This window comes from Thermogemmatispora sp. (assembly GCF_042408735.1).
Taxonomy (GTDB): domain Bacteria; phylum Chloroflexota; class Ktedonobacteria; order Ktedonobacterales; family Ktedonobacteraceae; genus Thermogemmatispora.
Genome location: NZ_JBHOQV010000083.1, coordinates 1 through 14,080, shown reverse-complemented (window position 1 = coordinate 14,080; position 14,080 = coordinate 1). Strand labels below are relative to the sequence as shown.

Genomic DNA, 14,080 nt, shown 5'->3' with positions numbered 1-14,080 from the left:
ATACTTGATCTCTTCTAACTGGCAGATGAATCTCTGGAGAAGATCAATGTCTATCTCTTATGAGTATGAAAAAGCGGATAGTGGCAGTGAGTCTGAGGAAGATAGCGGGCCGCACAAGCCTGGCCCCTATCCTGCGGCGGTGCTGGAGCTTTGTCTGCATCTTCCTGGGGCCGCAGTCTTGCCTTCAGCCAGGTCATCGGCTCTGCAGATAGCCTGGCGCGCCCTGGCTCACTGGAACCGTGCTCTAGAGCGCGAGGACCCAGAGGAGCAGGGCCTCTTTCTCGAGGGTGCCAGGTCCTTACTGGCTCAGGAGCAGCTCATTGGCCAGAAGGCAGGGGGCTGGCCACTGTCCGTAGCTCTGCCCGACAGAGGTCCGACGCGCTGTCTGTCAGCGATAGTTCAGAGCTGCGCCTTGGCCGTCCTGCTGCGCGCTTTCAGCCTGACCGGTGCCGTGGCTTATGCCCAGGCCCTGGAGCGCTGTCTAGAGACCTTCCGCCGCGACGTTTTGGACGGAGGCCTTGCCACTCCTCTCTACGCTGACGGGATCTTTTTTGAGGAGCTGGCGCTTTATCCCGCCGTCCACAGCTTCAACGGGATGGCTTTTGCCTTGCTGAGCCTGCAGGAGCTGGTGCAGTTCTGGCCAGCCGGCCATGAGGAGATCCGGCGGCTCCTGCAGCAGGCCCTGGCAACCTTCGAGCAAAGCCTGTGCGAGTTCGCCGCGGGCTTCTGGCCCTATGGCGATCTGGAGAGGCGCCATCTGGTCAGTCCAGAGGAGCTGGCTCTGCAGATCGCCCTGCTGGAGGCTTTGAGCGCAGCGACCCAGAGCGAGGCCTGTGCCCGCGCTCTCCGGAGCTGGCAGCGTTATCAGAGGAGCTGGCTGTCTCGCCTGCGCTACCGTTGGTGGCGAGTTCGGCATGCTCTGGTTGGGCGTATCTGGCGCCTCTGGCAACCTCGCCTTTTTCCTCGTTCAGCGAGAGCTGCCGGTCGACTGCGCGTCTGCGTCCCTCTGCCGGCTTTTCCCGCCCTTGGCGGCGTGCTCACGGTGCTGGAAGCCATTGAAGCGGTCACACCGGACCTTTGGAGCATGGAGTATCTGACACGGGCCATCACTAACCAGGAAACGGGGAGATATGTCGTTCATCGCTTCGGTCGCCCCTGGATGGGTGCCTCTCATTTTCCGTTTGTCTGGTTTTACGTCTTAACTGGCTCGGCCAAGCTACTGGCTCTGTTACGGCGGGGAAAGAGTTTCGATCTGGTACTGCCACAGGATGCGGTCTTCTCCGCTTTCCTCTCCGCGCCGCTAGGACGCCTGGCAGGGGCGCGCGTAGTCTGCATCGATCACGGCCATTTGACGCTCCTGCAGGAGGACATTCATCCGCTGCATTTGGCCGAGCGTCGGCACCTGCTTGCCCATCGTGGCCGCCTGCGCCGCCTTATCGGGCGCGTGCAGGAGTGGTGTTATTGGCCCTCTTATCGCTTGATGCTTCGCCTGGCGGCTCGCTTCGTCGACCAGTATCTGGCGCCCGGCGTGCCTGGCGATGGCGTAGAAGCAATGGCCGCCCGCTTTGGCATCCCTGCCAGCCGCGTGGTACGCTTCGCCAGCATGGTGGATGTCGAGCGCTATCCGCTGCTCTCTGAAGAAGAGCGCGTTCGCCGCCGCCAGGAGCACGGGCTGAGACCGGAGCACGTCGTCGTGGCGATCGCCTGCCGTCTCACGCCCGAGAAGGGCCTGGATGTCGCTCTGGCCAGTCTGGCGCGCGCCCTGGAATCCCTGATGCCAGCAGCCCGATCCAACGTACGTCTGATCATCGCCGGCGAGGGGCCGCTGCGCCATGAGCTTGAGCAAACGATCGACCAGCTCCAGCTGCAAGCTCAGTGCGCTCTCTGGGGAGAACTCTCCGCGCCCGAAATCGCTCGTCTGCTTTCGATCAGCGATATTTTCCTCTACACCAGCACCCGTGGCGCCTGCTTCTCAATGGCCGTGCTTGAAGCAATGGCCGCAGGCTGTGCCGTTATTGCCTCAACTCGTCCCCCCTCAAATGCCTTGCTGCTCTCCGAGGGGCGTGGCATCGCCGTGAGGCCGGCTGACGTGGAGGAGACCGCCAGCGCGCTGGCGCGTCTGATCGCTAGCCCTACACTCTGTCGGCAGATGGGCCAGGCAGCGCGGGCCTATATCGCAGAGCGCCACAGTCCCGCAGCCTTTCGTCGAGTTCTGCTACGGGCCTCTGGCTGGGCAGATCTCGAGCAGCTTCTCACAGCAACAGAGGCCCGCAGTGGTCTAGAGGGGGAAGTTGAGGATTGAAGCCAACAACGCAACAGCCCTATCCGGTCTATCCGGGGCCGCAGCCGCAGCCACACTATCCACGCTATGCACCTGGCTACCAGCCGCCGCCGGGACCGTCGATGCCGATCGCGCGACCAATAGGGCCGGTTCCGCCAGCGACGCCTGTTCCAGCGGCGCAGTCGCAGCCGCAGACCAGTCCTCCGGCAGCCAAGCAGGAGAAGAGCAACGACTACGTCGGGCAGCTGCGGACGCTGGTCAAGAGCAGCGGGATCTATGCCCTCTCCTCGCTGGCTGGTCCTCTGACCTCGCTGGTGCTGGCTCCATTTCTGACGCATGCGCTTTCGCGCGATGAGTACGGCGCCCTTTCCGTGCTGCTCTCAGCCATCTCACTGATCGCAGGGATCACGCAGCTTGGCCTGGGCAACGCTTTCTTCCGCGCCTATGGCTATGACTACGAGTCGCGCGGCGAGCGACTGCGCGTGCTCTCGACGCTAGTGGGGCTTTTGCTGACGATCTCGATCGCGGCGACGCTGGCCATGTCCTTTGGGGCCAGCCTCATCGCTCTGCTGCTCTTCCAATCGGCTATGCTCACGGCCCCAGTACAGGCCGCAGCCTTAGTGGTGCTTCTGCAGAATCTGAGCGTACCGGGCCTGGCCTGGCTGCGAGCAGAGAACCGTCCCACGCTCTACGCGACGCTCTCCATCGCTAATCTGCTCGTGGGGCTGGTCGCAACCCTGCTCTACGTCGGCCCCCTCCATCTGGGTATGACAGGGGCCTTGCTCGGTACCGCCAGCGGCTACGCCGTCGTGGTCTTCGGAATGCTACCTGTGATCCTCTGGGAGGCCGGCCTGAGCTTCGATCGCGAGATGGCCCACAATATGCTGTCTTTCGGCGTGCCTCTGGTGGCCAGCTTCATCTCTGTCTGGGTGCTGCAGCTCTCGGATCGCTACCTGCTGAGCCGCTTCGGTTCACTGGCTGAAACCGCCAGCTATTCCATCGCCTACACTCTAGGCAACGTCTTGGGCGTGCTGGTCATTTCGCCCTTCAATCTGGCCTGGCCAACCACTATGTTCTCCGTAGCTCGCCGCCGCGAGGCGCCTCAGCTGTTCAAGTTGATCTTCCGTTGGTTCAGCGTCGTCCTCTTGCTGGCCGCCTTTGGCCTCTCGCTGGCCGGCAAGTTTTTGTTGGAGGTTCTCTTCCCCGACAGCTATCACGGCGCTTCGCCAGTCATTTCGCTCGTAGCTATGTCGATGGTCTTTTACGGCATCTACAATGTCTTCAACGTAGGAATATCGATAAAGAGAAAAACATGGTATGCCGTGGTTCTGACAGCAGAGGCCGCTATTTTTAACGTGGTGCTGAACGTGGTTCTCATTCCGCTCTCGGGCGCTTTAGGGGCAGCTTTCTCAACGCTGCTGGCCTACGCCTTCCTCTCGCTCCTTGCTTATCTGGTGAACAACCAGCTCTATCCAGTGCCCTTCGAGATCGGTTTCTTTCTCGGCGTGCTCACCATCGGGGTTGCCCTCTATTGCGTGGCGGCTTTTCTGGCTCAAAGTCTTGATCCTCTGAGCACCGCCGCCCTGTATGGGCTGACCTGGCTGGCTTACGCCGTCATTCTGCTGCTGTTGGCACGCCCACCGCTGCAGCAGCTGATCCGTCTGCGCCATTCCCTTGCAGGAAGGAGGGTGAAGAGAAGCCTATGACCCTGCTATCGAATGTTCCAGAGGTGGCCAGCGAACCGAGACCGCTTTTCCAGGGTCAGCGTGTCGTCATGCTCCGGTTCGCTCCCGCTGCCGGCGATCCACGCCTGTGGAGGACCGCCACCGCGCTGAAGGAGGCGGGCTTGCAGGTCACAATCGTGGACGTGGTGGGATTGCACTCTTCTCCCCGCCAGGAGATCCGCGAGGGGATCACCCTGAAGCACATCGTCCTGCCCGCCTGGTTCGTTCCGGCTCGCTTCAAACCCTGGTTCCTGGTAAAGCTGCTTCGCGTCAATCTATTGAGTATTTTCTCTCTCCTGCGCGAAAAGGCGGATATCTATCACTCATTTGTGGAGCATAGCCTGCCTGCCGCTTACGTGGCGGCCAAACTGCGGCGAAAACCGCTGATATTCGATTCGCCTGAGCTGCCACTCTCTGACCGGGCTGTCCAGCGCTGGCCACGCCTACTGGCCATCGCTCGTCGCGTGCTGGGCTACCTCGTCCGCCGTTGCCAGGGAGTGATCGCTGTCTCGCCTCCTATCGTGGCCTTCATCGAACGCGAATATGGCGGGCAGCGCGTTACGCTTTTACGTAATGTACCGCCTTATCGCCGAGTGGAGCGGACCAACCTTTTACGCGAAAAGCTAGGTTTGTCGCAGGATATCCGCATTGCCTTATATCAGGGAAATATCCAGGAAAATCGCGGCCTCGACCTGCTGGTGCGGGCCGCCCCCTTCTTAGAGCCGGATGTGGTAATTGTCATGCTTGGAGCAGCTCGCGAGCAGACGCTGAAGAAATTGCAGCGGTTGATCGCTGATCTTGGGGTAGAAGAGCGAGTCAAGCTGCTGCCTCCGGTTCCATACGAGCAACTTCTGAACTGGACAGCTTCGGCGGACCTGGGCCTGACCCTGTTCCCTCCCGACTACTCGCTGAGCATCCGCTATTGCCTGCCCAACAAGTTCTTTGAGTACCTGATGGCCGGACTCCCCGTCCTCAGCTCTCAGCTTGAGGTGCTTTCCGAGCTGATCCAGACTCACGAGCTGGGCGCCGTTGAACCGTCTCTGGATCCGGCAAGTGTGGCAGCAACGATCAACCGCCTTATTCATGACCGGGAGAGCCTTGAGCGGATGCGAGAGCGTGCCCTGGAGATCGCGCAACGCGAGTTCAACTGGAACCGTGAGCAGGGACATCTGTTGACCCTCTATCAGGCGCTGTTACCGGCCTTACCGGCGCCCACGGCCAGCGCCTCAGCCCAACAGGAACAGGAAAAGGAGGGAGTGTCTTGACGACAGAGCTGTCAGCTAGCGAGCAGACCAGCTACGGCAGCATGGCCGCCGGGAGGGAGCAGAGCAGGGCGCTGCCCCCACTGCGGGTCTGCATGCACGTGCTGGGGCAGGGCAGCAGCGACGTACGAGTGATGCGGGCCGCCCGTGCTCTCAGCGGGGCCGGCTGCCGCGTCAGCGTGGTTGATCTGGAGTCCCAGGAGCGGCCCGCACGCGAGCAGCTTCAGGATATCACTCTGCAGCATGTACGGCTGCCCTCCGAGTTCTTCAGATCGCGCTTCAAGCGCCATGCCCTTCTGAGAGCCGCCTCTCTATTCATGCGCGGCACCTGGCAGGTACTGAAGACGGAGGCCGATGTCTACCACGCTCACGACGTCGCCGCCTTGCCAGCCTGCTACCTGGCTTCCCGCCTGCGCGGAAAACGGCTGGTCTTTGAGGCCCACGAGATGCCTCTGGAGGAGCATCCCCTCTCCTCGATGGGCCGGGGCCGACGGTTGCTTCACCGCCTGCTGGCCGTGCTGATGAAAGGCATGATTCCGGCCAGCGATGGGGTCATTACCGTTTCTCCTCCGATCGTCGAGGAGCTTCGGCGCCGCTATCGGGTCAAAAAGCTGGCTCTGGTGCGTAACATTCCTCCCTACCAAGAGGTGGCACGCGGCAGACGTCTGCACGAGGCCCTCGGTCTGGGGCCACAGATCCGTATCGCCCTTTATCAGGGACGCCTCCAGGCCAACCGCTCTCTGGATCTGCTGGTCAGAGCCGCCCACTACCTTGACCCCGAGATCGCGATTGTGCTTTTGGGGAAAGGGCTGGGCAATGCCGCCGAGGAGCTGGAACAGCTGATCGCGGCAGAACAGGTCGGCGACCGCGTGAAGCTCCTGCCCGCGGTCCCCTACGACGAGCTGCTGAGCTGGACGGCCTCAGCAGACCTGGGCTTGCTCGTCGCCTCACCCGACTACTCGCTCAATGTCCGTATGTTTCTGCCTAATAAGTTGTTCGAGTACATCATGGCCGGCGTACCCGTGCTGACCTCGGCCCTGCCCGCCGTGGTGGAGCTTGTACAGGCATACGGGTTGGGCAAGGTAGTCGAGACGCTGACTCCCCAGGCCATCGCCAGGACCATCAACGAGATGCTCGCCCAGCCACAGATGCTGGCCACGATGCGCGATAACGCTTTGCGGGCCGCCGCTACCGATCTGCACTGGGAAAAGGAGCAGGAGCACCTACTGAAACTGTACCAGCAGATCGCAAGAAATTAAAAAGAACCATTAAAATTGCTAGAAGCAGGTAGAAGAGCAGTGGAAGATTTCACCTTAGAGGGCTACCGTCAACTCCTCTCAGCCTTTGCAGAGCACGGCTATCGCTGCTCGCTCTTCGACGCTCTTGAAGAGCAGCTAGAGCGAGGCGAGAGTATACTCCTGCTAAGGCACGATATCGATATCAGCTTAAAAGCAGCTTTGGAGATTGCACGTGTTGAAAACGAGTCAGGCTTCCAGGCTACCTATTTTGTGATGTTATCATCGCCATTCTATAATGTACTAAGTACAGAGAGTGCGCGTCTTTTAGAGCAGATTCATGCTTATGGACACGATATCGCTCTGCACATTGATCTACAGGATTATCATGGTCGGCACCTTAATGTTGAACACGAAATCGAGGTTCTGGCCCACTTCTACCCTTTTGTGAAGCGCACCATCGCGAGCGTCCACAGCCCGCGCACGCTGGCCAGCCTTCCGGTAGAAGAGGCCAGGCCGATCTACCGGGTCTACCATTTTGCCCAGCGTGGCGACCTGGCCTATATCAGCGACTCAACAGGACGCTGGCGCTACGGCCACCCGCTGCAATCGGCGGCTTTCCGGGAAAGGAAGGCCATCCAGCTCCTGACGCACCCCATCTGGTGGGTGGCCGAGGGAGAGACCCCGAGGCAGAAGCTAGAACATTGGCTTCATCGCAGCTATGAGGGGAACCTGGAACTGGCCAGGACCTTCCTTCCCAAGCTTTTCAGCCAGCGCGAGCCAGAGACAACCTAACAAGGCACGCGCGGGAGAGCCGCAGCATCAGGGCAGCTGGGCGGGGCCAGGCCGGCGCCCATCCGCGAGCCGCGTTGCGTAGAAAGCCGAGCAGGGAGCGACGAAGGTATGAGGCATGTGCATCACTGGCAGAAGCGAGCCTTCTTGCTGCTCAGTGTGTCGGTTATGGCCCTTCTCGTTGGGATTGGCTTGTTACTCCATCCCTGGTGGGTCATTACTCACTCCCCTCTGGTTTCTCAGCTCATGACCAGCAGCCCGCGCCTGACCGCCTCTAGCGGCCAGGAGAGCCGCTTCAAGGATCTGCATCTCATCGGCGGCTTCACCGTCGGGACACCTGCAGAGGTAGCAGAGGCTGCTTCCTTGGGAATCAACGTGGTCTTTGAGTATGGTGACCCCCCTTCACCAGAGAGCGAGCTAGGACAGGCCCTACAAGCCGCCCATATCCAGGTGATCGATGGCTATATTTCTAGCTATCTGCAGTACTACGAGTGTCACCGGACAAAAACGGTTAAGCCGCCACCGCCCGGCGCTCATCCCTACTGTGGACGGGACTCGGTGCCTATCCCGAGCGAGGAGGCCCTTCTGCAGCTTGTCAGACGTCATCTGGAAGCGGTTCAGTCCAATCCACTCATCCTGGGATACTGGGTGCTCGATGACTGGGTGCTGTGGGACCCGGGAAGCGCTCGCGAGCTGTTGGTCAAGTTCCACGACCTGATCCAGCAATATACGCCGCAGCGCCCGGCCATTTGCGGCTTCGGCGCCTCTCCTCCTACGGGCTTCGATACTGGCTGGCACGATGAGGTAGCGGCCAATTTCACCTCCGAGGGATGCGATATGGTCGGCTTCTACATCTTCACGGTCCTGCAAGCGCAAGAGGACGCCTCAGCCAGCCGCTACGACTGGTCAATGCGCAGTACGCTGAATGCCATGTTCACCAGCCTGCAGAAACGCGGCTGGAACTACGCCCAGACCCCACTGATTGGGATCGCGCAGGCTTTCGGCGGTCCTTCAACGCGCTCCGGCCTGAGCTGGCCCCTGCCCAGTAGCGCCGATATTGCTCAGCAAAGCCAGAGCTTCTGCCAGCATGGAGCAACCGGGATCGCTTACTATGGATGGAGCGCCAATCTCTATAGCGAGCAGACCCAAACGCCGGCCAACAATCGCGCTATTCAGGAGGGCATGCGCCAGGGCATCGCCGCCTGTCAGCACATCTGGGCCACAGCCGAGCAGGGTACCCCTCTTCCGGTGGACTAGATCCCTCTGCAAGCGGTCATCAATGCCGACAAAGACGGCTATCATGTTCAGGCAAAAGAGCCATTCGAGAGAGGATTACCAGCCCTTAGAGCAGTATACTGTTATCTGACACTCTTCGTCCTTCCGTCATGCCAGGACCCTCGGTGGGCATCTTCCCTATATGCCCAGCAGAAGCACGGAGAGCCTGGTCGATGGAGCGAGAAGAGAGAAGCGATGGATGCGGGAGCAGCTACGATGGTGGGGGAGATAGCTGCTCGCTAACGATACATGCTGGACAAACTCCAGGGTGCTGCCTGTCTACGCTCAATCAGCACACTGACGCGATGGTGGCCTCCTCCCGGGACAAATAATCAGCACGTGACTCTATTTGCAGGAGTAAGCTATTCACATGGGATCTGAAGAGTTGCAAAGTGGCAAATTCTCTGAGCAGACAACGGTAGCTAGAGGTGCAACGGAGGAGAATCCCGGTCGTCTCCTAACGAGCGAAGCAGTACAGCCACCCAGTGTATGGGTTGCAAGCAGGCGCGCCTATCCACGAGATGCCTGCATACCGACACTCGTTGCACGGCAAGCGCAAGAGCGTCCGCAGTCACCAGCGGTGGTGACCGCAAGCGCCACACTGAGCTACCAGGAGCTGAACGGGCGAGCCAATCAGCTTGCTCATTATCTGCGCAGGTTGGGCGTCCGGCCCGGTGTGCCCGTGGGCCTCTATCTGGAGCGCTCAGCCGAGCTGGTCGTAGGTCTGCTGGCTATCCTCAAAGCTGGCGGGGCCTATCTACCGCTTGACCCCTCTTACCCACGCGAGCGTGTCCGCTTTATGCTGGCGGATGCCCAGGCACCCATACTGGTGACAAGCGCTTGCCTGGCCAGGCGACTTGAGCTTGAACAAGCAAGCTCGCTGCCTCTGCAGAGGCTTGTTCTTCTAGACCAGGACGCAGCCCAGTTGGCCGAGCAGCCCACGGCTGAGATCGAGGAGGAACCGGCCACGGCAGCCGATCTGGCTTATGTGATCTATACCTCGGGATCAACTGGACGCCCTAAGGGTGTGGAAATCACGCACGATAGCCTGCTGAATCTCATCTTCTGGCATCAGCGCGCTTTCTCTGTGAGCGCAGCGGACAGGGCGAGCCAGGTGACGAGTCCCGCCTTTGATGCGACCGGCTGGGAGATCTGGCCTTATCTGACCTGCGGCGCCACGCTCTATCTGCCCTCTGACGAGCTTCGCCTCTCGGCACCCGCCCTGCGCGACTGGCTGATCGAGCAGGCCATCACCATTGCTTTTCTGCCGACTCCTCTGGCCGAGCAGGTGATCCAGCTCTCGTGGCCTCGTCAAACCGCTTTGCGCTTCTTGCTCACAGGCGCCGATACCCTGCACCGCTATCCGCGGCCTGACCTGCCTTTCACCCTGGTTAATAACTATGGACCAACGGAAGCGACGGTCGTGGCCACTTCGGGCCCCGTGCCAGCCACAAGCGAGCCGCCAACAGAGCCACCTTCCATCGGCTGGGCCATCGATAATACCTCGCTCTACATTCTTGATGAGGCACAGCAGCCCGTACCCTGGGGAGCCATTGGTGAGCTGTATATCGGCGGCCAGGGAATAGCGCGCGGCTACCGGGGCCGCCCAGAGCTGACCGCCGAGCGCTTTCTGCCCGATCCTTTCGCTGGCCAGCCCGGGGCCAGGATGTACCGCACGGGGGACCAGGCGCGCTTTCTGGCGGACGGCCAGGTCGCCTTTCTAGGTCGTCTGGATAACCAGGTCAAGATTCGGGGCTACCGCATCGAGCTGGATGAGATCGCCACGCTGCTCAATCAGCAGCCGGGGATCAGCGCCAGCGTGGTCATAGCTCGCGAGCAGCAGTCCGGCGAGAAGCAACTCGTGGCCTACGTGGTAACCTCACCCCAGGGACAGCCGACGCCCTCCCAACTGCGGGCCAGCCTGGCTGAGCAGTTGCCCGAGTATATGCTTCCCGCGCTCTTCGTGCGCATGGAAGCCCTGCCGTTAACCGCTCATGGGAAGATCGATCGGACGGCACTACCTTCACCCGAGGAGGCTGAACTCTTATCAGAAGCCCCAGAGACGTCTAGATCAGATGGTGCGAGCACCACTCCCCCAGAAGATGAGGAAACGGCTCCAGCCAACGCCATCGAGCAGCAGGTGGCGGAGGTGGTCTGCTCCTTGCTGGGACGTCCAACCATCGATGTCAATGCCAACTTCTTTATGCTCGGTGGCCACTCCCTACTAGGAGCCCAGCTCATCTTGCGTCTGACCGAGCTGTTCGGAGTCCAGATCTCTCTGCACACGCTGTTCACCGCCCCAACGGTGCGCCAGCTCGCTAACCGCATCGAGCAGCTTCTCCTTGAGCGTCTGGCAGCCATGAGCGATCAGGAGGCTTATAGCCTGCTAAAACAGCTCCAGAATACCTAGCGGAATTCAGAAAAAGAAAGGGCTTTGCGGGCGCCGTGCTGGTTGAAAGAGCAGGGGAGAGCGAGCAACTGGCACGGCTGCCGCCCGTCAGAGCAGGAGCAAGACAGGACAGGAAGAGTGGCCGCGGAAGTGGCTACTGGTCGGTGTTGTTTCTGGCGAGAGGAGTCCAAGACGTCATGCAGGAACCCAGGTCGGTGAAGCCGTCGAAGCAGCAGGAACCACCACTGAGCCTCTACCATCTACTTGATCCAGAAGTTCTGGCAAACCCTTATCCACTGTATCACCGCCTGCGCCGCGAGGACCCTGTTCACTGGGACCCATTTCTGCATGCCTGGGTGGTGACGCGCTATGCCGACGTTATCACGGTCTTTCAGCGCTTCTCTGCCCAGCGCACGCCAACCCCCGAACAGCTAGAAGCGATGGGAATGCAGGCTCTGACGCCGCTGGCCCGCGTGATGGTGAAACAGATGCTGTTTCTGGATCCACCAGCCCACACGCGGGTGCGTAGCCTGGCGGCAAAGGCTTTCACTCCTCGGCGTGTGGCCGTGCTGCGCGAGCATATTCGCGATATAACGAACAGCTTGCTGGATCGCGTGCAGAGCCAGGGGAGGATGGATGTTATCGCCGATCTGGCTTACCCCTTGCCCGCGATCGTGACCGCCGAGATGCTGGGTGTGCCTACGGCGGATTGGCAGCAGTTGACAGCCTGGTCAGCCGATTTCGCTCAGGTGCTCGGAAATTTCCAGCATAACCCGGATCGCGTGGCTCAGGTGATCCGCAGCCTCAATGAGATGACGGCTTATTTCCGCTCAGCGATCAGGGAAATCGAGCGCCATCCGCGCGAGGGCCTGATCCATGCCTTCTTGACCGCGGAGATCGACGGCGATCGCCTGAGCGAAGAGGAGATTATTGCAAATACCATTATTACGATGGTGGGAGGGCAGGAGACAACCACCAATCTGATCGGGAACGGCGTGCTGAGCCTGCTGCGCCACCCAGATCAGCTTGCGCTGTTGCGCGCAGACCTCTCACTGATCCCGTCGGCAGTGGAGGAGTTGCTGCGCTACGAGAGTCCCAGCCAGCACACGGCTCGTCTGGCCCCCGAGGATACGGAACTGGGTGGGAAGCAGATCCGGAAGCGCGATGCGGTGATCGCGGTCATGGGAGCCGCGAACCGCGATCCTGAGCGCTTTCCTGATCCTGACCGCCTCGATATTCGACGCGAGGATAATCGCCATGTGGCCTTTGCCTGGGGCAGTCACTTCTGCTTCGGGGCCGCCCTGGCGCGTATTGAGGGTCAGACCGCTATTGAGCTGATTGTCAGCCGCCTGCCCGGCCTACGGCTGGAGCCAGGCCCACTTGTCTGGCGCGAGAATCTCGGCCTGCGTGGCCTTAAGAGTCTGCCGGTATCTTGGGAAAGGTGAGAGGTAAACGATGAGCGAGACCCATTCTTCAGAAGATATACGACAATTACTGATAGAGCAGCTACGCCAGCGAAAAGGGGCCGGTGAGCTGCTGGCAGCAAAGCTGTTGCCCCCCCTCCCCCAGCGGGAGCCGGGCCAGCCCGCTCCTCTCTCGTTCGGACAGCAGCAGCTATGGTTTTTGTCTCGCCTCGTGGGGGAGAGGCCGGTCTATAATGAGTGCGTCACTCTTCATCTGCCAGGTCCCTTGCAGCGCGATGCTTTCGAGCAGAGCTTCAACGAGTTTATTAGACGACACGAGATCTGGCGCACAAGTTTCCCTGAGCAGAACGGCCTGCCCGTCCAGGAGATCCATCCCTTTGAGCCAATGGAACTGCCTTTTGTGGATCTCCGCCGCTTGCCTCCCGAGGAGCGAGAAGGCGAAGCCCAACGCTTGGCGGCAGAGCAGGCTCGCCTTCCTTTCGATCTGGCCAAAGGTCCACTTTTGCGTTGCTTGCTTGTTCAGCTCGATAATGAGCTTCATTGCCTCTATCTTACTCTACATCATATTATCTTCGATGGGGTAACGCTCTATCAGGTCTTTTTGCCGGAGCTGTGGACCCACTATGAGGCCATCTCTGCCGGTCGCCCTTCTCCTCTGCCCGAGCCAACCCACCAGTACGCCGATTACGCCCTCTGGCAACAGGCTACCATCACTCAGAGTGTTCTCGACAAGCAGCTCGCCTACTGGAAAGAGGCTCTTGCGGGGGCGCCCGCGCTGATCGATCTTCCGACAGATTTCCCAAGGCCGCCAGCCCAAAGTTTTCGCGGGGGAATGGTCCCCTTTGAGCTGAGCAGGGAGCTGACAGCAGCCCTTAAAGGACTGGCGCGCGAGGAGGGTGTAACGCTGTATATGCTCTTGATGGCCTCTCTACAGGTCCTGCTTTATCGCTATACTCAGCAGGAGGAGATTGTCGTCGGCGCTGTGCTGGGAAGTCGCGATCAACGGCCAGAGTTCGCCAGTATGCCAGGCTATTTTCTGAATACGCTGCCGCTCGCCTGCAAGTTGACGGGCGACTTGAGCTTCCGCGAGTTCTTGCAACAAGTGCGAGAGAAGATTATAGAGACAATCGAACATCAGGATATACCTTTTAGCTACCTGGTCGAGCAGCTACAGATCGAGCGCTCTCCGGCCTGGAATCCTCTCTTCCAGGTGGCGCTAACGCTTGAGCCACAGCTACCGGTCTTGTCTTCAGGCTGGACAATTACGCAGATGGATGTGAGCGCTGGAGCTTCGAAGTTTGATCTTTCTTTGGAGGTAGATGACCGGCCCGACGGACGGTTGATTGGGCGCTTTGAGTACAGCCAGGATCTCTTTGAGGAGCAGACCATCCTTCGCCTCTCCCGCCACTGGCAGACCCTGCTCTCCTCCCTCGTCTCCAATCCTTCCTGCTCCCTCTCCTCTCTCTCCCTCCTCCCTCCCGAGGAGCGCCACCTGCTCCTCTCCTCCTTCTCCTCTTCTCCCGACCCCCTGCCTCCCTTCCCCGCCCCCGCCATCCATCTCCTCTTCGAAGCCCAGGTCCTGCGCTCTCCCTCCTCCTGCGCCCTCCTGCAGCTCCCTTCCGGCTCCTCCCTCTCCTACCACGACCTCAACTCCCAGGCCAACCAGCTCGCCCGCCTCCTGCTCTCCCTCGGCCTCTC

The 14,080-nt window shown here is 60.4% G+C and carries 9 protein-coding genes; all 9 read left to right on the top strand.

Features of this window, described 5'->3' with window-relative positions:
• Positions 1-46 precede the first annotated feature (46 nt).
• Positions 47-2,302, top strand: coding sequence for a glycosyltransferase (locus tag ACFMO7_RS06445; protein ID WP_376794695.1), 2,256 nt, complete (start codon positions 47-49; stop codon positions 2,300-2,302).
• Positions 2,299-3,987: a polysaccharide biosynthesis C-terminal domain-containing protein gene (locus ACFMO7_RS06440; RefSeq protein ID WP_376794694.1), complete on the top strand. Its 1,689-nt coding sequence runs from the start codon at positions 2,299-2,301 to the stop codon at positions 3,985-3,987. The genes ACFMO7_RS06445 and ACFMO7_RS06440 overlap by 4 nt, the downstream gene beginning before the upstream one ends.
• Positions 3,984-5,270 (top strand): glycosyltransferase, encoded by a 1,287-nt coding sequence (locus ACFMO7_RS06435; protein WP_376794693.1) that lies wholly within the window; start codon positions 3,984-3,986, stop codon positions 5,268-5,270. Before ACFMO7_RS06440 ends, ACFMO7_RS06435 begins: the two co-directional genes overlap by 4 nt.
• On the top strand, positions 5,267-6,526 hold the full coding sequence (locus tag ACFMO7_RS06430) for a glycosyltransferase (protein ID WP_376794692.1): 1,260 nt from the start codon (positions 5,267-5,269) through the stop codon (positions 6,524-6,526). The genes ACFMO7_RS06435 and ACFMO7_RS06430 overlap by 4 nt, the downstream gene beginning before the upstream one ends.
• Before the next feature lie 39 nt (positions 6,527-6,565).
• Positions 6,566-7,297, top strand: coding sequence for a hypothetical protein (locus ACFMO7_RS06425; RefSeq protein ID WP_376794691.1), 732 nt, complete (start codon positions 6,566-6,568; stop codon positions 7,295-7,297).
• Positions 7,298-7,405: 108 nt separating this feature from the next.
• On the top strand, positions 7,406-8,551 hold the full coding sequence (locus ACFMO7_RS06420; protein WP_376794690.1) for a hypothetical protein: 1,146 nt from the start codon (positions 7,406-7,408) through the stop codon (positions 8,549-8,551).
• 388 nt (positions 8,552-8,939) lie between these two features.
• The gene (locus ACFMO7_RS06415; RefSeq protein ID WP_376794689.1) at positions 8,940-10,979 is read left to right on the top strand and encodes an amino acid adenylation domain-containing protein; all 2,040 of its coding nucleotides are present in this window, start codon (positions 8,940-8,942) and stop codon (positions 10,977-10,979) included.
• A 176-nt stretch (positions 10,980-11,155) separates the two neighbouring features.
• On the top strand, positions 11,156-12,403 hold the full coding sequence (locus tag ACFMO7_RS06410) for a cytochrome P450 (RefSeq protein ID WP_376794688.1): 1,248 nt from the start codon (positions 11,156-11,158) through the stop codon (positions 12,401-12,403).
• Between the two features lie 10 nt (positions 12,404-12,413).
• A partial coding sequence (locus ACFMO7_RS06405) for a condensation domain-containing protein (RefSeq protein WP_376794687.1) occupies positions 12,414-14,080 on the top strand: 1,667 nt, incomplete at its 3' end.